19 protein-coding genes and 2 pseudogenes are annotated in these 19,732 nt (G+C 67.5%); 12 read left to right on the top strand and 9 right to left on the bottom strand.

The features are described from left to right. The first annotated feature begins 17 nt into the window (after window positions 1–17). From QSK17_RS11470 to QSK17_RS11490, 5 genes are read left to right on the top strand one after another with little or no spacing between them, the layout of a single operon-like run. Window positions 18–233, top strand: coding sequence for a hypothetical protein (locus QSK17_RS11470; protein WP_285704627.1), 216 nt, complete (start codon window positions 18–20; stop codon window positions 231–233). Beyond that, window positions 230–604 (top strand): TadE family protein, encoded by a 375-nt coding sequence (locus tag QSK17_RS11475; RefSeq protein ID WP_285704628.1) that lies wholly within the window; start codon window positions 230–232, stop codon window positions 602–604. Before QSK17_RS11470 ends, QSK17_RS11475 begins: the two co-directional genes overlap by 4 nt. Window positions 605–627: 23 nt before the next feature. Further along, complete coding sequence (locus QSK17_RS11480; RefSeq protein WP_285704629.1) at window positions 628–1,032, top strand: TadE/TadG family type IV pilus assembly protein; 405 nt, start codon at window positions 628–630, stop codon at window positions 1,030–1,032. Next, window positions 1,029–1,451 carry a pilus assembly protein TadG-related protein gene (locus tag QSK17_RS11485; RefSeq protein ID WP_285704631.1) on the top strand — a complete coding sequence of 141 codons (423 nt, stop codon included), beginning with the start codon at window positions 1,029–1,031 and terminating at the stop codon, window positions 1,449–1,451. The genes QSK17_RS11480 and QSK17_RS11485 overlap by 4 nt, the downstream gene beginning before the upstream one ends. Continuing rightward, window positions 1,448–4,165 carry a LysM peptidoglycan-binding domain-containing protein gene (locus tag QSK17_RS11490; RefSeq protein WP_285704632.1) on the top strand — a complete coding sequence of 906 codons (2,718 nt, stop codon included), beginning with the start codon at window positions 1,448–1,450 and terminating at the stop codon, window positions 4,163–4,165. The genes QSK17_RS11485 and QSK17_RS11490 overlap by 4 nt, the downstream gene beginning before the upstream one ends. A gap of 323 nt (window positions 4,166–4,488) precedes the next feature. Here the strand turns inward: QSK17_RS11490 and QSK17_RS11495 are convergent, their stop codons facing one another. From QSK17_RS11495 to QSK17_RS11530, 8 genes and pseudogenes are all read right to left on the bottom strand, one after another. Continuing rightward, the gene (locus QSK17_RS11495; protein ID WP_285704633.1) at window positions 4,489–5,745 is read right to left on the bottom strand and encodes a lanthionine synthetase C family protein; all 1,257 of its coding nucleotides are present in this window, start codon (window positions 5,743–5,745) and stop codon (window positions 4,489–4,491) included. Then, window positions 5,742–8,687: a lantibiotic dehydratase gene (locus tag QSK17_RS11500; protein WP_285704634.1), complete on the bottom strand. Its 2,946-nt coding sequence runs from the start codon at window positions 8,685–8,687 to the stop codon at window positions 5,742–5,744. The genes QSK17_RS11495 and QSK17_RS11500 overlap by 4 nt, the downstream gene beginning before the upstream one ends. A 15-nt stretch (window positions 8,688–8,702) precedes the next feature. Then, a complete protein-coding gene (locus tag QSK17_RS11505; protein WP_285704635.1) occupies window positions 8,703–8,846 on the bottom strand; it encodes a hypothetical protein in 144 nt (47 codons plus the stop codon). Window positions 8,847–8,987: 141 nt separating this feature from the next. Continuing rightward, on the bottom strand, window positions 8,988–10,199 hold the full coding sequence (gene fxlM / locus QSK17_RS11510; RefSeq protein ID WP_285704636.1) for a methyltransferase, FxLD system: 1,212 nt from the start codon (window positions 10,197–10,199) through the stop codon (window positions 8,988–8,990). Between the two features lie 55 nt (window positions 10,200–10,254). Beyond that, on the bottom strand, window positions 10,255–10,833 hold the full coding sequence (locus QSK17_RS11515; RefSeq protein ID WP_285704638.1) for a helix-turn-helix domain-containing protein: 579 nt from the start codon (window positions 10,831–10,833) through the stop codon (window positions 10,255–10,257). A gap of 204 nt (window positions 10,834–11,037) precedes the next feature. Then, entirely contained in the window at window positions 11,038–11,322 is a 285-nt protein-coding gene (locus QSK17_RS11520) for a hypothetical protein (protein WP_285704639.1), read from the bottom strand. Between the two features lie 55 nt (window positions 11,323–11,377). Beyond that, window positions 11,378–11,716, bottom strand: coding sequence for an SAM-dependent methyltransferase (locus tag QSK17_RS11525; RefSeq protein ID WP_352231787.1), 339 nt, complete (start codon window positions 11,714–11,716; stop codon window positions 11,378–11,380). A 67-nt stretch (window positions 11,717–11,783) separates the two neighbouring features. Then, window positions 11,784–12,284 (bottom strand): annotated as a pseudogene (locus tag QSK17_RS11530) (SAM-dependent methyltransferase); the annotation flags it as partial. 718 nt (window positions 12,285–13,002) lie between these two features. On the opposite strand from QSK17_RS11530, the pseudogene QSK17_RS11535 reads away from it, so the two are divergent. Continuing rightward, window positions 13,003–13,253 (top strand): annotated as a pseudogene (locus tag QSK17_RS11535) (IS481 family transposase); the annotation flags it as partial. Between the two features lie 16 nt (window positions 13,254–13,269). Here the strand turns inward: QSK17_RS11535 and QSK17_RS11540 are convergent. After that, window positions 13,270–14,028 (bottom strand): TetR/AcrR family transcriptional regulator, encoded by a 759-nt coding sequence (locus QSK17_RS11540; RefSeq protein WP_285704641.1) that lies wholly within the window; start codon window positions 14,026–14,028, stop codon window positions 13,270–13,272. Between the two features lie 110 nt (window positions 14,029–14,138). Here QSK17_RS11540 and QSK17_RS11545 point away from each other — a divergent pair, with 110 nt between their 5' ends. The 6 genes from QSK17_RS11545 to QSK17_RS11570 all read left to right on the top strand — a co-directional run bounded on the left by QSK17_RS11545 (window position 14,139) and on the right by QSK17_RS11570 (window position 19,723). Beyond that, window positions 14,139–15,203: an ABC transporter substrate-binding protein gene (locus QSK17_RS11545; RefSeq protein WP_285704642.1), complete on the top strand. Its 1,065-nt coding sequence runs from the start codon at window positions 14,139–14,141 to the stop codon at window positions 15,201–15,203. A gap of 97 nt (window positions 15,204–15,300) precedes the next feature. Continuing rightward, window positions 15,301–16,095: an ABC transporter permease gene (locus QSK17_RS11550; protein ID WP_285704643.1), complete on the top strand. Its 795-nt coding sequence runs from the start codon at window positions 15,301–15,303 to the stop codon at window positions 16,093–16,095. Further along, window positions 16,095–16,895 carry an ABC transporter permease gene (locus QSK17_RS11555; RefSeq protein ID WP_285704644.1) on the top strand — a complete coding sequence of 267 codons (801 nt, stop codon included), beginning with the start codon at window positions 16,095–16,097 and terminating at the stop codon, window positions 16,893–16,895. The genes QSK17_RS11550 and QSK17_RS11555 overlap by 1 nt, the downstream gene beginning before the upstream one ends. Then, entirely contained in the window at window positions 16,892–18,001 is a 1,110-nt protein-coding gene (locus tag QSK17_RS11560; protein ID WP_285704645.1) for an ABC transporter ATP-binding protein, read from the top strand. The genes QSK17_RS11555 and QSK17_RS11560 overlap by 4 nt, the downstream gene beginning before the upstream one ends. 196 nt (window positions 18,002–18,197) lie before the next feature. After that, entirely contained in the window at window positions 18,198–18,617 is a 420-nt protein-coding gene (locus tag QSK17_RS11565) for a cupin domain-containing protein (protein ID WP_285704646.1), read from the top strand. A 2-nt stretch (window positions 18,618–18,619) separates the two neighbouring features. Beyond that, window positions 18,620–19,723 (top strand): class II histone deacetylase, encoded by a 1,104-nt coding sequence (locus tag QSK17_RS11570; RefSeq protein ID WP_285704647.1) that lies wholly within the window; start codon window positions 18,620–18,622, stop codon window positions 19,721–19,723. Window positions 19,724–19,732 lie beyond the last annotated feature (9 nt).

Raw genomic sequence — 19,732 nt, forward strand, 5'->3', positions numbered from 1 at the left:
CCCTCCCGGAGGTACTCATGATGACCAACAAGGGCCTGCTCGCCATGTGCGTACGAGCGAGAGAGTGCCTGTCCGCGGTGAACCGGTACGCGGCGCGGCGTGGCGCGGAGCCGGAACGGGGCGCGTCCACCCTGGAGTGGGTGATCATCGCCGCCATCGTGTTCCTGCTCGCCATCGCCGCAGGAGCGAAGATCACTCAAGCCGTGAACGAGCAACTGGACAAGATCGGATGACGGCTCGCGAGCGGGGCTCGGCGACCCTGGAGGCCGCGGTCGTCTACCCCGCGGTCCTCCTGCTGATCCTGCTCGCGGTCAACACCGCGCTGTGGTTCCACGCCCGGAACATCGCCCTTTCCGCAGCCCAGGAAGGGCTCCGTGTAGGACGCGCGTACGGCTCCAGCCTCTCGGCAGGGCAAGGGACGGCGGAACGCTTCGTCAGGCAGGTCGGCGGATCGTTTCTCCAATCGCCGACGGTGAACGTCGACCGGACGGGAGACACGGTTGTGGTGACGGTTCGGGGCCAGGCGATCAGCCTGGTCCCGCTGCTCAACCTCACCGTCGAGCAGGTCGCCCGAGCCCCATTGGAGAAGTGGACCTCCGGATGACACAGCATCCTGATCGAGGCTCCATGGCGCTGGAAACGGCGATCATCGCGCCCGCCCTGCTCGCCATGCTGGTCATGATGATCGCCGTCGGTCGCGTCACCATCGCCCACGGAGCCATCGACGCCGCAGCCAGGGACGCGGCCCGCCAAGCGTCCATCGCGCGAGATCCGGCGTCGGCGCGCTCGGCCGCGCAGGCGAGCGCGCGCGACGCTCTCGCACGCGAAGGGCTGAAGTGCGACCCCTCCGTGACCGTGGACACCAGCGGCTTCTCCACCCCAGTGGGGACCTCCGCCGTCGTGGCCGCCACCGTGACCTGCGACATCGAACTGAGCGACCTCGCACTACCCGGAACCCCAGGCTCCAAAAAGCTCACCAGCAACTTCACCAGCCCGATCGACCCCTTCCGCGCGAGGGGAGACCAACCATGAACCTGACCGACGACCGCGGCTCCGTCACCGCCTTCTCGGTGGTCTTCGCCCTGGCACTGCTCATCTGCGCCGGCCTCGTGGTGGACGGCGGGGCGAAGATCCAGGCATACCGGGAGGCGTACGCGGTGGCCGAGGAGGCCGCCCGCGCCGGAGCGGGACAGATCGATGTTGACCGGGCCTACGCACAAGGCGGCCGGTTTGAGGTCGACACCTCCAAGGCGGTAGCGGCAGCTCGTGGCTACCTCGCCTCGGCCAGACATGCGGGCAACGTCGCGATGACCGGAAGCCGGACCATTCAGGTCACCGTCACCGTGTCCAAGCCGACCACGCTCGTCTCCCTGATCGGCATCGCCAACGTGACCGCGACCGCCAAGGCGTCAGCGCGGATGCTCCACGGCATCGAGCAAGGACGATCATGACGATGTACGGCCTGCGCCACCCCATCCTCAGCAAGGTCACGGCGGCCACGGTGCTGGCGGCCCTGCTGGCCGGCATCCCGACCGTCCTGCTGGCCTTCTTCTGGCCGATCGACCTACCCACTCTCGATGACCTGGCCACCCCCGCCGAACCCGTTGTCATCAAGGCGCTCCTGCTCGGGATCATCTGGACCTGCTGGGCGCTCTTCGCCTGGGCGGTGCTCGTCGAGCTGGTGGGCACCTTCCGCGCGACTCAGAGCCGGGTCCGCATGCCCTTTCAGCGGCTCGCCGCCTACCTCATCACGACGATCACCCTGGCCGCGGCTGCTCCCGTAGTCGCCACGCGTGGAGCCGTTCCGGCGGCGGCGGTCGCCGTGACACCCGCGCCGCTGCTCGACCATGCCTTGATGGCGGCCGAGCCGGAGGCCGACGAGCCCGCAAAGCAGTACAAGAACTACGTGGTCAAGCCCCGGGACACGCTCTGGGAGATCGCAAGAAAGCACCTCGGGGAGCCGATGCGCTACCGAGAGATCGTCATCCTGAACCAGGGGCACGTCATGGACGACGGCCAGACTTTCACCAGAGGGGACTGGCTCAGACCTGGCTGGACTCTGAGACTGCCCGCCGACGCCACCAAGCTGGACACAGAACGTAAGGCGTATGAGCAGGGCCAGGCCGTCTCTCGCGATGCGGAGCGCCATGTGCACACGGTCGCCTCTGGCGAAAGTCTGTGGGAGATCGCCGAGAAACGGCTCGGAGACGGCAGGCGGCACAAGGAGATCTTCAAGCTGAACAAGGACCGCGTGCAGCCCGACGGAGCGCGGCTCGTCGATCCGGACGTGCTCGAACCCGGCTGGCGCCTGACCCTTCCCGAGCGCGAACATGCCGGGGGAAAGCCTGCGCTACACCGTCCTGCCGTTCCACCTCGGGCTGACGTCTCCGCCCGGCCTGCGGCTGAACGTATGTCGCCTGCCCAGGTGCCGGCGGTATCAGCCCCATCGAATGTGGTCGCGCTCCCGGGCGGCGGGATGGTGGCACTGTCCTTCGCCGCCGGGGTGGCGGTCGCCCTCGCCGCGGCACGGCTCCGCCAGCGGCGACATGTCACCATCCGCGACATTGACGAGCCCGTCAGCGTGCTCGTACCGGAGCCGGAGGAACCCGCCGTACGAGCATTGGAGCGGGCACACCGGCGAAGCTATGCCGAGTCCGACGAGACGCCGCCGGACGACTTCGAGCTGGTCACGTCATCCTTCTCGACCGATCCGCCGAGCTCCCTCAAGGTGGGCACGCGCGGTGAGGAACCGGTGTCGCTGGCACTGTCCGGCCTGAACCTCGCTCTGACCGGCCCGGGAGCCGACGACTGCATCCGGGCCATCGTCCTTGGCCTCCTGAGCCAGGCGGACCAGCACCGCGCAGAGATCGTCATACCGAGCCAGGACGCCGAACGGTGGTTCGGCTCCTCCATCCTGACGATGAGCGACTACCTGCCCGGCCTCCGGCTGGCACCTGAGCTGAACGATGCCATCGACCACCTCGAAGGTCAGTTCGTCACCCGGCGTCGCATCCTTCGAGACTCGGAAGCCGAAGACATCCCTGAGCTGCGTGACGCCGAACCCGACGAGCCGTTGCCCGCGCTGCTCCTGACCGCCTGTTCGCTGGAAGGCAACTCGTATCTGGACACGCTCATGGGCCTCGCGTCCAGTTTCGGCATCGGCGCACTGATAGTCGGGCGCTCGGCGTCAGGAACGACGTGTGAGGTCAGCGAGGACCACCGGGTGGCGAAGGCGTCCGGCGAGCTGGCCGAGAAACTACGAGACATCAGGCTGTTCCATCTGCCTGAGGAAGCCGCGAGCGCCGTTCTCCACAAGCTCGCCGCCGGGAACGGCATGCCCGCCGAGCAGCCAACGCGGGAAGTAGACCTGTCCGTGCCGCCACCGGGTACGGCGCAGCGGCGCGTGCGACTGAGCATCGTTGGAGAGCCGATCGTCGAGGTTGACGGCAAGGTGGTCGACATCTCCGGCCGGACCAAGGCCCTGGAGCTCTTCGTCCTCCTCGCCGTGCATCCCAAGGGCTTGGAACGCGAGGAGATCTGCGAGTACCTCTGGCCGGATGTGGAGGAGACGCTGGCCGGCTACCGCTTCCACAGCGCGCTCAAGGATCTGCGTGTCGCGTTACGCGAGTCGACCGGCCTGGGGGACAAGGAAGCCAGCTTCGTAGAGCGGAGCGGCAAGACCTACCGCATCGAGGCCCAACACGTTGACGTCGACCTGTGGACCTTCCACCGGGCCCTCGCCGATGCGCGCACGACCACCGACGAGGAAGCCAAGACGATGGCCCTGGAAGCGGTAGCGGGGCTGTGCCGGGGACCCCTGGGCCAGGGGCTCAAGTACGACTGGCTCGACCAGGACCACCGCTGGCCGTTGACCGTGGCCAGCGTCAAGGCGCTCCTCCAACTGGGGACGCTTCACGAGCAAACCGGACGGAGCGAGCGCGCTCTGGAGGTGTTCGACCAGGCCTGCGCGCTCGACCCCGACATGGAAAGCGCAGCCCGGGCAGCCATCCGGCTCCTGGTCGAACTCGGCCGCACCGACGAAGCCCGCCTACGCGTCCGCCACCTCAAGGCCCGCCTCGCCGCCCTCGGCGTCTCCGCCTCTCCCGAGACCCGGGCAGTTCTGGATCAGATCGGTACAGCTCGGAGGACGTCTGTTGCGAATTGATGCTACTTGAGCCCCTTTTCGTGCGTCCCGCAGAGCGGCCGGTGAAGCCGTGACGTAGCGGCTGAGCTTGCTGTTCGTAAGCTCGTCGTTGCTTGCCGGTGGAAGTCCGGTCCGGGTGCTGCCAGGAGGCCCGGTAGCAGGCTGGCGGCTTCGTCTGGAAACGGGCGGGGGTCGAAGCCCAGCGCCAAAGGCGGCGCCAGCCTGTACGGCACGATCGCGTAAGGCGGCACCATCGGTGATGGACGGACACGAGTGGTGCTCTCGGGTAGGCAGCCGACGTACGCGACGGGCCTACCGCTTGCGAGCCGACGGCAGTCGGGCTATCAGGAGAGAAGTAGGAGGGCATCCCACCGCGTGCTGGTAGATAACCCTGGAAGCTTGCTGTGGTCGGCCAGCGCGAGGGCGACACCGGCCGCTCCGGTGAGCAGGTCCGGTTCGTCGGTGATGACGCCCCGATGATGGTGCTGGAAACCGAAGCGGTGCCGCGGATCGTACGCCGTGGTGACCAGATCGGCTGCAAGGACTGCGACCCCTGGAGCGCCGACCGCAGCGCATTGGAGGACACCGGATGCCCCGTGGCACAGGGTCGGGCCCTCGACATCCCACCGGTCGCTCGGCTGGTGAGAGAGGGAATCGAGTGCGGCGTGGCCCACTGCCACAAGCTCTGGGTCGCGGAGTGCTTCCCCGGCGCTGATGAGAGCGCGGCCGATGCCGGGGGTGCCGTAGCACCACGCGTCCGCCCGCCCAGGAACCGGTGGGGCCGCCTCGCCGTCGAGTTGGTCGCCGGTGATGTACGGCGGCCAACGGTAAGTTGTGCCGACCCGCCACCGCGTGAGCCAGTCCGCCGCACGGCGGATGGCGGCGGCCTGCCCGTCGACCTGGAGGCCCGCGCGGCTGGCGATCGCCAGGAACGCGAGGGGACCTGCGATGCCATGGGCAAGACCGGTGGTGGCCGCGCCGGACGGGTGGACTCGTACTCCTGACGGATGCCGGTGCGCCGGGAGCCACCAGCCGGGCTTGGCCCCCTGGCTGGTGTTGATCAGCTCGGTGAGGGTGTGCAGGGAGGCCAGAAGCCCAGGTTCGGCGTGAGGGTGTCCCGCAGCATGCGCTGCGAGGAGAACACGGCCGATACCGGACAAGCCGTTGATCGAGTCGTAAACCGCCCAGGCCAGCGCCGAGTCGCCATTCTGACGACGCACTTGGTGGCGGCGGGCCAGGCCGACGGCGCCAGCGGACAGCCACCGGGCGGCTCGCCGGATGGTGGGAAGGTGCGGTTCGGGGTCGGGCAGGTAGCCGGAGCCGATGATGAGGGATGAAGCCAAGCCGCCGCCATCCCCGAAGACGCCCACACTGGCCACGCCAGACTTTCTGGCGTGGGCAGCCGCGGCAGTCCAGTGGTCGGTTGCCGCGGCAGCGAATCTAGGGTCGGTGCCGGACAGGCGAGCATGCAGGAGCGCCGTCCCAGCTAGCCCGTGAGCCAGGGAAATCCCGGTGGAGTCCCGCGCTGCCGCCACGACGGTGGCGGGGTCGGCCAGCCGTTCTGCGACGCTGAGTGCTTGTTGTGCTGCGGCGGTGGTCATGAGGGAAGGGCGAGCAGATCGGCTGCGAGTGCTCGGGCGAGGGGCTCGTCGACGTTGCCGCCGAGCAGTCGGTTGGCGTGCATGTGGATCAGTGAGAAGGCGCACCGGGCGCGCTGCTGAGGGTTGAGCGTGTCACGGTAAGAGTCGAGGGCGTCTTGGCGAGCTGTCCAGGCGGGATGGGTCTGCGGCAGTAGGGGTGTGGTGCGGTTACGGTAGGCGTCCCGCACCACCGGGCGCAGGCGCGACAAGCGCGTGCGGTCGGCCCGGCCGAGGTGCCGACCGCCCAAGGCGCTGGTGTCACCGTCGGCGACGGTGGTGGCGATGGTGGCCGCAGACAGGGCCGCGAAGACAAGACGCTGGTCGGGGTCGCGGGTGGCGGCCAAGGCGGTGAGCACGAGTCGGCTGTCTGCTGCGAAGACGACTTCGGCAAGCTGGATTGACGCGTGACCGCCGTAGCGCTCGATCTCCTGCTCGTAGGGTTCGACGATGAGCCCGCCCGCCAAGCGTTGGGCGATCTTCTCAGAGCACCAGGTGGAGAGCGCAGGTAGGAGCCGGCCAGTGAGAACGGTCGGGTGCCCGTGGAATCGGACGCGCAAGTGGTGCCCGTATGCGGTGGTGAAGTACCGCAGCCAGAACCAGTGGTCAACGTCGACAGCGTGCCGATCCGCGAGGAGCGCGAGGCCTGCGAGCAGCTCGTCGTGGCAGTGCTGAGGGCTGCGTATCGCCAGCGACAGCCACGTACTGCCAGGCAGGTACAGGCCTTGTCCGGCCGGTCGGGTCGAGACATCGGACGGAGTGCGCCCCTCCTGCCGGGATGGGCGGCGGGCGAGAGGCACCGAGACCTCGAGGACGTGCCGTCCCATGGGGCCGGGAAGGACGGCCTGGACGGCGCCGGGGCCTCCGGGCTGTTCAGTGACCGCGATCAGTCCCCGCCGAGCGTGGCGGCGCAGAACCTCCTGATCGTCTGGTCTGTGCAGATCCAGCGGGATGCGCAGGTCGGCATCGTCGGTGATCACGATGTCGGGCGGCGAAGGCGTCATCGACGCCTTCCACTCCTGTAGCGCCTGACGCCAAGCCGCGGAGGAATGAGCTGAGGCGAGAAGATCAGGAGGAAGTACCCAGCGGGCCGGGGCGATGATCGTCTGTCCGTAGCGGACGCGAGGCTGGAACGGGGAGTCCTCGAAGGGACCCCATGACCAGGTGCGCCAGGGCCGAGTTCCTGCGCGGCCGGCCAACTGCAGGAAGCGGGCTAACGGTGGCAGCAGCCTGGGCGCGAGCCGCGAGTAGAGCACGGGGATCACCTGCTGGTCACGGCTTGCCGACCATACGGTCAGAAGCCGCCCGTCGGAGGCCAGTTGCAAGTCGGTGAGCGGCAGGTCTCCTGCCTTGGCGGGAACGCCGACGGGGATGCGGGCCGGGGCCAGCCCGGTCGGCACAGCGAGGGATCGCACACCTGTGGCGCGAGGTGCCACGACGAGCTCCGCGATCAAAGCGTCAGCGGCACAGTCGCCGCCTCCGCGGAGATCGGGCAGCATGCTGACGAAACGGCCATTGGTCGAACCGCCGTCCTGGGAGCCACCTCGCGGGCAGGTCGCCAGCCGGAATCGTCCCGCCTCGAGTTCGGCTTCGGAGTCGGCCAGGACGCGTACGTAGATCTCGGCGGTCCGGGGCGCAAGCGCTGTCGGGTCTGGCGGGTGGCTCAGGGCCTGGACGTCGGCGTCGTTGAGGATGACTTCGTTGGCGCCTGATGCGAGGGCCCTGTAGTACAGGGCGGCCAGCGCGGTCGAACGCGCGGGTGAGCCGGAGTTGACGCTGTCGGGGAAATCAAGGCCCAGGCCGGTGGCGGGGTCGGTGGCCTCCAGCAGCGGAACCCGCCGGCGCGGGCCGTACCGGTCCAAGAACCTGTCGTGAAAGCCGGTGAGCTGGTCGTGTCCTTCGCTGACCAGCCACAGGACCCCCGCGGCCTCAGCAGCCTCGCGAGCCAGGGCTTCGGGAAGTGTGAGATCCGCGTCAGCGGCCACGTCGACAGTCAAAGGCCGCTCCTGGAAGACGATCTGATCGGCTAGATCCCGGGCGGCGGCCAATGCCTGCAGGCGAGCCACCTCCCTTGGGGGATGCTCGTCCGCGGCGGCGAGCAGTGACCGCATCCGCGTCAGGGATGCCCGAAGCGGGTGCGCGCGCGGCAGCTTGGCCGTCAGATGGGCGAGTGGGTCGGTGGTGATGTCATCCGGCAGGAGATCCGTCAGCAGGAACCCGGCCTGTACCAGGCCGATTACCGCGGCGGAGACGGTCTGCTCGGAGGCGTGAGGCCAACGTCGGGTCATCTCGGCGGTCAACGCGCCGTAGCTCATGCCCGTCTGACACAAATGCATTATCGAAATGGTGGCCTCCGTCGCGCGGACGGTGATGCGTGAAGGCCCGGCCCCACCAGGGGCGCCCTGCAGCTCGCTCTCCAGCCGGTCACCGCGATGGACGGTGAGGTTGTTGGCGGTCAGGGTGAGATTTGCCAGCACTCCCTGCTCGTCCACGAGTAGGGAGCTGACAGCCGACAGCCATGCCGAGCTTGGATTGCTACGGGCGCGATGGTCTTCGCCCAGCCTCAGCTGGGCGGAACGGGGGTGGAAACCGACGGGAGCCACCCCGGCGAAGATGCCATGCGGTGTGGGCCGCCATCGGGCCCGTATCTCGTACCCCCGGAGTGTCACCGCAAGGCGGTCACTTTGGGGATCGGCAGCGCTCGCCTGCCGGGATGCGAGGAACACACCCTCAGCCAGCAGGTGATCTCGGATGGTCCTTGTAGCCGCCTCTGCCTCAGGGAGCGCAGGCAGTAGAGGGATGCGACCAAGTCCTGTGATCGCGGGACACGCCACGAAAGGGTGTGTCGTGCCCCGCCTCTGCCGTGCGGGCTGCTTGCGGGGCGGCTCGCCGTCGGTTGCTTTCATCGTGTCGCTACTCGGTCAGCAGCCTACGCAGCTTCCGGTGCAGCCGTCGTTGGTGCAGTCACCCGACGGCGTGTGGCCGTTTAAGTTGTCGGCCGCTCCGACGTGCGGGTCGAGCGTGAACAGGTCGGCGAATGGGTCGGTAACCCGGGTGTTTTTCATAGCGCTGACGTTACGCCGCTGCGGCGAAATGTCGTAGGAATCAGACCGGAAAAGCATAAGTTTTTCAGGTGTCGAATTCCTGGTTTCTTGGGCACGGCGAATTTCTCTCCGTGCTAATTATGGCCAATGACGATTTCTGCGTCAGGAGCCGGATCGAATCACCACATGCGTGTTGCGTTTGGTGATATTCAGCACGCCGTCGGGGACGTTCGCGGCGTCGGCGGGGTAGACCTCGACCCACAGATCAGACAGCGAGGCTCGGGCGTGCTGCCAGGCGGTCATGCGCCCGGCGACCATTGCGGCGAGCTTGTCGCCGTCTGGACCGTACGCGCAGACCCCGAGCTCGATGAGCTGCTTGCCGTCGGTGTCAGTGCCGGATGGGCGTTGTAGCAGGTAGGCGAAGCTGTTGCTGGTGACCACTGCCATGCTGCCCCAGGGGTAGATCGGCCTGACCAGCCCGCGCTCCAACGCCGGTGCCGTCGCGATCATCCGGCAGAATCCATCCAAGTGCGACAGCCACAGGTCGACGTGCTTGGCGTTGCGGGTGATCGCGCCCGTCCACCGCACCGTCGGCGGGTGCTTGAGGGCGGTGCCGAGCGCCTCCGGATCGGCTTCCCGGCCCTCATCCGTGCGAATGAAGACACCGGAGTCGCCTCCGAGCTGGACATTTCTCTCGGCGATACCGCCAAGGCCGCGGATCGGCATGAACCCGCACTCGTACATTGACCTGCTGCGCCACCGCCCATCCTCCCACTGCAGCGCGATGGAGCGGGTCAGGCCGCGCATGCGCAGCGGCACCACCAGCACGCCGCCTGGTGCGAGCTGCTCTTGCCACGCGTGAGGCAGGTCCCAGGCCCCGGCTGTGACGATGATCCGATCGAAGGGCGCGGACGTGACGTCGCCGAGGTCGCCGTCCCCGCACGCTACTCTCACCGTGTCGTATCCGGCGGCTGCCAGGTTTTCCGCTGCCTCCCGCGCGACCTGCGCGTCGATGTCGATGCTGGTCACCGTCCCCGCCGGCCCGGTCATCTCGGCGAGCAGTGCGGCGTTGTATCCGGTTCCTGCGCCGATCTCCAGGATGCGGTGGCCTGGCTGGACGTCCAGCTGTTGCAGCATGACCGCGACGATGCCTGCCTCTGACACGGAGCTGGTGGCTACTCCTTGCTCGTCCCGATGGGTGACGACTGACTCGCCGGTGTAGGCCCGCTGAAAATGGGCCTGCGGAATGAATAGATGCCGAGGAACGCGACGCATCGCGTCCTCAACTCGCGTGTCCGTGATGATCCCGGACTCACGCAGCCGATCGACCATCGCGTTGCGGAGTTCAAGGGTATTAGTCGTATCGATGTTCATATCCGCAGACTACGCCTTAATGGCACGGCTAACTGGAAGAATAATTGAAATCGGTCTACTTGTTTGGTGGTTCAGATCTGAAATCTATACTTCGCCTCCCCGCATGCTTTCTGCCCGTAAAGTGGCACGGAAACGAATGTTCATTTCGGGGCTGGAGTGCTTGGTCTGGCAGACCTCCGGGACCAACCTCGGGTGGGATGGTCGGTTCGGGGGCCTCAACCGGAGGCCTGCCAGAGATCAGGAGGGCCAGCCGGTAACCAAGGGCGCTCAGTTGGCGATCAATAGTTCCAAGGAACGGCGAGTGGGCAGCCCGCTCGTGGTAGGCGACGACGTGGACCGACATACCGGAACGCTCAGCCACCTCACCCTTGACCAGCCCAGCCCGTTCTCGCAGCGCGCGAAGCTGTCCAGGGATCTTCTCACCTTCCGCGACGACGTCGCCGGCCTCATCGACTGCGGCCAAGCGCCGCTCGATGTACGCCGCCCAGGCGAGGGCGTTGCTGTAGGACAGCCCGACAGAGCCGCATCTCCACCTGGAGACGGTCCCTGGGTGGACACCTACCGCCCCGGCCAACGTGACGTCCTTGATCCCGAGCTGCTTGGTGACAGTGATGAGCTCGGCGACGATGGACATGGTGGGCCTCATTGTTCTCCAGGGTGCTCATGGGATGGCCGACCAGGTCTGGGTCGAGGAAGCTGCGCATCCGCGTAGGCGTCTCGTAACCATCCATCAGGCGGATGGACCGTCGATGAGCCCCTGCCCTTGGTCCCACCAGCGTGGGATGAGCAGTTGGCGTGGAATGCCCGACAACGTGTCCGCCGGTGGGCCTGCTCGAGACTAACGGTCCACTTCGGCGAGGACACGTTCGATCCGGTCGGCGGCGGCGCGGATGTCGTGGACGGGGGCAATGAGCTGGGGCCAGGGGAAGTGGAAGGCCCAGGTTCCGTCGGAGTCGGGAGCAGCGAGAACCTTCTCCGTCAGTACAGGGGCGGCGGTGTTGATCACGTTCAGGTGGGGCGCGCGGTCTCGGGGAGCATGCATCCGTACGGCGAAGCGACGGTTCTCCAGCTCCATCGCGAGCTTCTCAAGGTGCTCGACGGCCCGCTCGAGGTTGATCGTCATCAGATGAGAACTCCAGGGTTCAGGGGTCCATTCACGGGACGTGGTGCTGGTCTTTTCACACCACGAAAGGCTGCTGTGTCAGATATGTGAAACCTGAGCAAGGGCCATGGCCTGCGGCGGGCATGATCAGGTGTGCACAAGCTTCACTGGTCATGAGCCGGGCGACTCCGCCGGTGAAGTGCCCGCCGTGCGGAGGCGCTTCTCGGTAGTCGTTCTCCGGCCGCCACTCGGAGACGGGTACGACCCCGTCCGGGGAGAGTTGGAATCCCTCGAATAGGCTCGTGATCTGCTCCACAGAGCGCATGGTGATCTGCATGTTCGCCCGCTCGTAGACCGCGAGCCCTTCCCGCTGAGCTTCCTGGTTCATGTCGCCGGGGGCGGCGTGACTGATCACCAGGAAGCTCCCCCGAAGGAAACCAGTCGCGGATCGTGCCCACGATCCGGCGCGCCTCGTCACCGGGGAGGAAGTGCAGCAGCGCGATCATGACGACCGTGATGGGGTGTCCGTGGTCGAACAGGCCGACGATGTCAGGATGGCTCAGCAGCGCTGCAGTGTCGCGTATGTCCGCATGCACCATGCGTACCGGGCCGTCGGCGGGGCCGGCCATGAGCGCGCGGCCGTGTACGACGGCGATCTCGTCGCTGTCCACGTAGGCGACTCGGCCGTCCGGTGTGAAGCGGTTGACGATCTGGTGGACGTTGTCTGGGGTGGGGAGCCCGGAGCCGATATCGAGGAACTGGCGCACGCCTTCCTCGGTGGCCAGGTGACGTACGGTGCGGGCGAGGAACTCCCGATTCTCGCGGGCTCGCTCGCGGAGCCCCGGCACGATCCGGACCAGGGCCTCGGCCGCCTCGCGGTCGGCGGCGAAGGTGTCCTTACCGCCGATCAGGTAGTCGTAGATGCGGGCGGCGTTGGGAACCCGCGGATCGATCCCCTGAGCTGGTGCATCGTTCGTTGACACGGTTGCGGCCTCTGTCGGCTTAGGTCGGGGACTGGGCCCGACGGGGCATCGTGATCAGAAATCGGTCACGCTGGACAGAACCCTCACAAGACCAGGTGCCAGCCGGCCCTCGGTACGTGCTTGGGATTGCACACCCCTATTTGACTGATCACGAGCAGGCAGTGAACAGATGACAGATAAGGACACGAACGGACACGAACGGATAGCCTCGCCTGCCCGGAGGTGTGTCGATGGTCGCCGAGCGTGCCCCCGCATGGGCTGAACGACTGCGTACTGAGCGGCGTAACCGGATGTGGAGCCAACCCGATCTGGCTCGGAGAATCGTCGAAGCGGCGGACGAGCACATAGTCGCCGCGATCACCAACGCCAAGGCTGGGGCGTGGGCAGCCTACTTCGGGCGATTCAGCCCGGCAGCGGCAGCCAACGTGCTCTTCCATATCGACCGGTATCCGCCAGGCGCAAGTACAAGCATCTACGCCAGGCCTCTGGACAGGCATACCGGACTCTGGCCGGGATCAAGGAGTCCCACCCGGGGCTCCTTGCCCACTGGAGATGGGACACCCAGCGGAGATCAGCAACGGCCCGGGCCGGATGACAGGAGCCGGATAAGCCGAGAGGTTTACGTCCGGATCTGTGGGAGCCGGAGGGTGAGACTCCCTCCGGCCACCCGACACCATTGTGTGATCACCTGTGGTAGCCCGTCCCACCGGGCGTGTGGGTGTGCCTGGTCTTCGCCCAAGCGCTGCGGACATTCGGGGCGCCGGATGGGGGGCTCACCCACAACGGCAAGCAGCTCACTGAGCGGTTCGGAAAGGGCGGGGAGGTACGGCTCGATCGCACCTGCCGCGACAACGGCATCACCCACCGGCTGACCGAACCACGATCTCCGACCGCGACCGGGAAGGTGAGCGGTTCCACCAGATGCTGCGCCGCGAACAGTTGGACGACGCGGTGCTGTTCGAGAACATCTACGGCCGATCACGTGTCAGATCAGGCCGATCAGAGGGGACCAGTCGATGTCTTCGGACTCGATGGGCTCGTTGGGGTAGTTGTGGCTTATCACCTGCGGCAGGGCGGCCAGCGCGGTATCCCGCACCGGCTCCTCAATCCGCAGCAGCGCGCAGGCGGTCTCCACGAGCAGCGCATACATGCCCTCCTCGTCGAGCGACTCCGGCTCGTACAGCACGCGGACCGCGGTGCCGTCGGCCAGTGACATGAGCAGGACGACCAGGCGGTCGATCGGGAACACCGGACGGAAAGCGCCCAGCTTCGCGCCCTCGTCGATCGTGGAGCGGAACGGCTCGCCCCATCGCTGGTAGACGTCGCGGGCGTGGCCTCCGAGTTTGGCGTCGCGGTGCGCGACGGCCCAGAACTCCATCCAGAATGCCCAGCGTTTCTCGAACGGCGCCCACCCGGCGACCTGGAAGCGCAGCAGCGCGAACAGCCTGCGCACGGGGTCGGGCTCGTGACTTTGCACCGAGCGCCAGGTGGCGAGGGTGAGTTCGAGCATCGCGCTGATCGTCTCGTCGATCAGCGCCTCGCGGTGCCGGAAGTAGTGCTGGAGCATCCCGAGCGAGACTCCGGCCTCGTCCGCGATGTCCTTCAACCGCGCCCCGTCGACGCCGCGCCGGCAGATGACCTCGCTCGCCGCAGAGATGATCTGGAGTCTGCGCCGCGCGGCGAGTGTGTCGACTCCCTCGCCTGACCTGCGGTTACCGCTGGTGTCCGACGAGTTTTCGGGCATGCCTGTCCTGCCTTAGGTGCTGGAGGGCCAAGTGGGTAGAGGCTATTGCGTTCTACGCCTACGTTCCCATAATAAGACCTTATTGTTGAGTCCAGTGGACGGAGATCCCCATGCTCGTGACGTCTCGTGGACGGTTGTTGGCGGCGGCTGGCGCAGCCCTCACTCTGCTCACAGCGGCTTGCGGCGGTTCTGACGGGTCGGAGGGGTCCGGCGCCTCCGCAGACAAGAAGCTGACCTTCACCTCCTACGGAAGCGGCTACCAGCAGGCCCAGGCCGACAGCTGGCTGACCCCGTGGGCCAAGCGGGAAGGCGTCACCACCGTCCAGGACCAGCCGACCGACTACGCAAAGATCAAGACGATGGTCGACGCCGGCCGGGTGACCTGGGATGTCGTCGACACCGAGCCGTACTTCCCGGTCGGCGTCTGCGGCACGTACGCGGAGAAGCTCGACTTCACCAAGATCGACAAGTCGAAGTTCCCGCCTGGTACGGTCAGCGACTGCGCTGTCCCCGACGCGATGTACTCGCTTGTCCTCGTCTACAACAAGGACAAATACGGTGCGAACCCTCCGACCTCTACAGCCGACTTCTTCGACACCGCCAAGTTTCCCGGCAAGCGCCTGGCCCCCGGATTCGCCTCCGGCGGCGCGATCGAGGCGGCACTGATCGGTGACGGCGTGGCCAAGGACCAGCTCTACCCACTGGACTACGACCGGGCGTTCCGCAAGCTCGACTCCATCAAGAAAGACCTCACCTTCTGGGATACCTCGGCGCAGAGCCAGCAGGCACTGGAGTCCAAGCAGGCCGACATGGCGCTCATCTGGTCCGGCCGCGCGTACATGGCCGCCAAGAACGGCGCACCCTACAAGGCCGCATGGAAGGACAACATGCTGGCCTACGCCGTGCTAATGGTGCCCAAGGGGGCGCCGCACAAGGACCTAGCCATGAGTTTCATCGCCTACGCGACCGGCGCCGAGCCGCAGGCCACGTTCGCCGAGAAGCAACCGTACGCGCCGATCAACATCGACGCCAAGCCGCAGTTGGACGACCTCGCGGAGGAGTGGAACACCGCCCGCGACGACATCCAGCAGGCCGGCTACTTCCAGGACGCGGCTTGGTGGGGTGCCAACATGGACGAGGCCACCAAGCGCTGGACCGCCTGGACCACGGGCTGATCGCGGCGCCATGACCACCACTACGCCACTCACCCCAGTAGCCGGCACCATCGTGGCGGCAACGCGCCGAGGGCGTCGCCCCCGCGGCCTGCTCCTGTTGGCCCCCGCACTGGTGATGCTGCTCGTGTTCTTCGCATACCCGGTGGCCGACATCGTGTGGCGGGCGTTCAGCGAGCCGCACCTCGGTCTGCAGAACCTGCGCGACGTGTTCGCCGACCCGGTGACGCTGCGTGTGCTGACCCGGACGGTGGTCACAGCGTTCGGCGTCGCGACTTTGACCCTGGTTCTCGCTTATCCGTACGCGCATCTGATGACGGTCGTGTCGCTCCGCTGGAGGGCGGTGCTGATGGCGCTGGTGCTGCTTCCGTTCTGGACCAGTCTGATGGCCCGGAACTTCGCGTGGATCGTCCTGCTGCAGGACGGCGGTCCACTGGCGAAGCTGACCGGCCTGGGGGAGAAGCCGCTGCTGGGCACGGCCGTCGGAGTCGCGCTCGGCATGGTGCAGGTGCTGCTGCCGTACATGGTGCTGCCGCTCTACAGCGCGATGAGCGGTATCGACCGCAGGCTGCTGTCCGCGGCGGCGAGCCTCGGCGCTCCGCGGCGCACCGTGTTCGGCCGGATCTATCTGCCGCTGTCCATGCCGGGCGTGGTGGCGGGTTACACGCTGGTGTTCGTCCTCGCGCTCGGCTTCTACATCACGCCGCGCCTGTTGGGCTCACCGCAGCAGTCCCTGATCGCCCAGGTCATCGGGACCAAGGTGGAGAAGCTGCTCGACTTCGGCGGCGCCGGCGCGCTGTCCCTGGTACTGCTCGCGCTGACCGGACTACTGCTGCTCGCCGTGTCCCGGGTGGCCCGCCCCACCTCGATGCTCGGCCTGAAGGAAGAGGACTGATGGGCGAGAACGAACTGCGGGGTGGCGTCGGCCTCCGAATGTGGGGCGCCCTGGTCGGCGCGGTGCTGATCGCGCCCACCCTGATCGTGATCCCCCTGTCCTTCACCGGCAAGGCGAGCTTCACATTCCCGCCGGAGAGCTGGTCGCTGCGTTGGTACCAGAACTTCTTCACCGACCCCGGATGGCGGGACGCGCTGCTCACCTCAGTGCGCATCGCGCTGCTGGTGGCTGTGCTGGCGTCCGCCCTCGGCACCGCCGCGGCGCTCGCCCTGGACTCGGGACGGGTCCCCGGCAAGGGACTGATCAACGGGCTGCTGCTGTCCCCGATGATCGTGCCGCAGATCGTCGCCGCGATCGGCGTGTACGCGGTGTTCCTGAAATGGGGACTGGCCGGCACCACGCTCGGCTTCGTGCTCGCGCACACCGCGCTGGCGATCCCGTTCGTGATCGTCGCGGTGTCGGCCGTGCTGCGCGGGTACGACCGGCGGCTGGAGCAAGCGGCCGCCTCGCTCGGGGCGGGCCCGCTCACCACGTTCTTCCAGGTCACGCTGCCGCTGATCCTGCCGGGAGTGCTGTCGGGCGCGGTCTTCGCCTTCGTCACCTCGCTGGACGAGGTCGTGATCGCGCTGTACCTGCAGAGCCCAGAGCTGCACACCCTGCCGGTGCAGATGTTCTCCAGCGTGACGGTAGAGACCGACCCGACGATCGCGGCCGCGTCCACGCTCGTGCTAGTCGTCACGACCATGCTTATCCTGCTGCCGCAGTTGCTGCGGCGGCGCTCCCCGGAGGAGACCCGATGACCAGGACCGCGAACGATAAGGGCGGTGCCGCCGTCCACCTGACCGAGCTGACCAAACGCTACGGCAACGCGCCCGCGGCCGTCGATGCGGTCAACCTGGAGATCGCGGCCGGAGAGTTCATGACGCTGCTCGGCCCGTCCGGATCCGGCAAGACCACCACGCTCAGCATGATCGCCGGATTCACCCGGGCCACCTCAGGCAGGATCGAGGTCGGCGGGCACGACGTGGCCGGGCTCCCGCCGTACAAGCGGGACCTTGGCGTGGTCTTCCAGCACTACGCCTTGTTTCCCCACATGACGGCGGCGCAGAACATCGCGTTCCCGCTCAAGCAGCGCAAGGTCGGCAAGGCGGAGATCGCCACTCGGGTCGCTGATGCGCTGGACCTGGTCCATCTCGGCGGGATGGGGGACCGGCTGCCCCGGCAGTTGTCCGGCGGGCAGCAGCAGCGGGTGGCGCTGGCCCGGGCCGTGGTGTTCAGCCCGCGGGTGCTGCTGATGGACGAACCGCTGGGCGCCCTGGACAAGAAGCTCCGCGAGCAACTGCAGGGCGAGATCGCCAGGATGCACCGGGACCTCGGCATCACGTTCGTCTTCGTCACGCATGACCAGGAGGAGGCGCTGGCACTGTCCGACCGGATCGCGGTGTTCAACGAGGGCCGGATCGAGCAGGTCGGCACCGCCGCGGACCTCTACGAGCGGCCCGAGACGCTGTTCGTCGCGCGCTTCCTCGGCGAGTCGAATGTGTTGACCGGCACGATGACCGACCCGTCCACACTGGAGGGCCGCGGGTTCCGCGTCGCCGTGCCGCGCGCCGGTGTCTCCGGCGGGCCGTCCGGCCCGACGTCCCGCACCGCTTCCGTAGTGATCAGGCCCGAGCGGCTCACCGTGCTGCCCGGGGACGCGCAGGTCCCGGCCGGTCACAACGCGCTCCGCGGCACCGTGTCCGGTCTGACCTACCTGGGTGCGCACAGCACCGTCACGGTCGAGTTGGACTGCGGCGAGCTGGCCACGGTACGCGAGCCCGCCGCGGCGCGGAGCGAGATCTCCGCCGGCGCACCAGTCCAGCTCACCTGGCCCATCGAGCACGGCGTACTCGTGTCAAGTTGACGCCTCCCCGTCCGAAGTGCCTCATCCCCTGGGGAGCCACTGCTTCTCCTCCCGAGTCACCCCCTTCATCCACCAGATCCGCGGTCACCTGCTCCGCCCCCGCGTCTCTTCCGCTGACCGCGGTTTCCGCTCGAACCGACGTCTTTCCCCGGTCGCCCGGATCCCCGGGCGTACCCCTTCCCATTGGAGGTCTCCGTTGTCCACTGACATGTCGCCTGATGTACGGCCCGTGCCGCGGGTGATCCCGCTCGCGGACATCCCGGTCACCCCCGCCGCGGAGGCCGTCACCAAGGTCCGCATCTCTCGTGTGATCACCAAAGAACGCTGCGGCTCCAACCTGCTGCTCGGTGCCTCCTGGATGGACCCGGGCGAACAGACCAACACCTGGTCCTCCCGCGCCGCGAACGACATGGCCGAAGGCGACCACTGGTACGGCGCGGTCGACGAGACGTACTTCATCATCACCGGGCATCTGCGTCTGACCTGGGACGAGGGGGTGCTGGAGCTGAATCCGAACGACTGCGTCTACCTCGCCCCGGGCTGGACGTACCACCTGGAGAACGTCGGCACCGAATCCGCGTTCTTCGTCTACTCGATGACCCCCTCGCCGGAGTGATCATGGCTGACGTGCATGTGTTCTGGGACGCGCGCGTCCTCGACCACGACACCGGGTCGGGGTTCTGGGAGGCCGCGCCGTCCGGCCTGCTCGCCGAGCAGGAACTCCACCCGGAGAGCGCGCCGCGGATCCGGAATATGAAGGCTGTGCTGGAGCGGGGCCCGGTCGCCTCGCTCCTCACCTGGCGGCCCGGGCGCCTCGCGACCGAGGAGGAGCTGCGCACCGTCCACGACGCGGACTACATCGCCGGGATCAAGGAGGTGTGCGCGGCGGGCGGTGGACATCTCACCTCCACCACTCTGCTCTCCGCAGGTTCCTGGGAGCCGACCCTGGCGGCGGCCGGGACCTGCTTGGCCGCCACCGACGCGGTGCTCGCCGGCGAGTGCGACATCGCGTACGCGTTGGTCCGGCCGCCCGGGCACCACGCCCAGCCGGATCGGGCCGACGGCTATTGTGTCTTCTCCCACGCCGCCCTGGCCGCACAGCGCGCCCGTGACGCCGGACTTCGCCGGGTGGCGATCGTCGACTGGGATGTGCACCACGGCAACGGCACCCAGGAGTGCTTCTACTCCCGCGACGACGTGCTGACGTTCTCCATCCACATGAAGCACGGCGCCTGGGGACCGTCCCACCCGCAGACCGGGGCACCGGACGAGCTGGGCATCGGCGACGGCGCCGGCTTCAACGTGAACATCGAACTGCCGGTCGGCGCGGGCGACCGCGCGTACGCCGATGCGATCGAACGGATCGTGGCGCCGGTGATGCGACGGTACCGGCCGGAGCTGATCATCGCCGCGTCCGGCCAGGACGCAGCGACGTTCGACGCCAACGGGCTGCACAACGTGACGATGGCCGGATTCCACCGCATCGGCACGCTACTTGGTGAGCTCGCCAGGGAATTGACCGGCGGCCGGCTCGTCTGCACCCAGGAGGGTGGCTACGCGCGCAGCTACGCCGCGTACTGCCTGCACTCGACGATCGAGGGCCTGCTCGGGCGCGAGCAGAGCCTTCCCGACCCGATCGCCTACGTCCCCGACGACGTGACCCGGGGCGACACCGCGCTCGATGCCGTGACCGCCGCGCTCGCCCCTTACTGGAACCTCTGATCCCCGAAA

It is taken from the genome of Microtetraspora sp. NBRC 16547 (genome assembly GCF_030268965.1).
In the GTDB taxonomy this organism is placed as follows: Bacteria; Actinomycetota; Actinomycetes; order Streptosporangiales; family Streptosporangiaceae; genus Microtetraspora.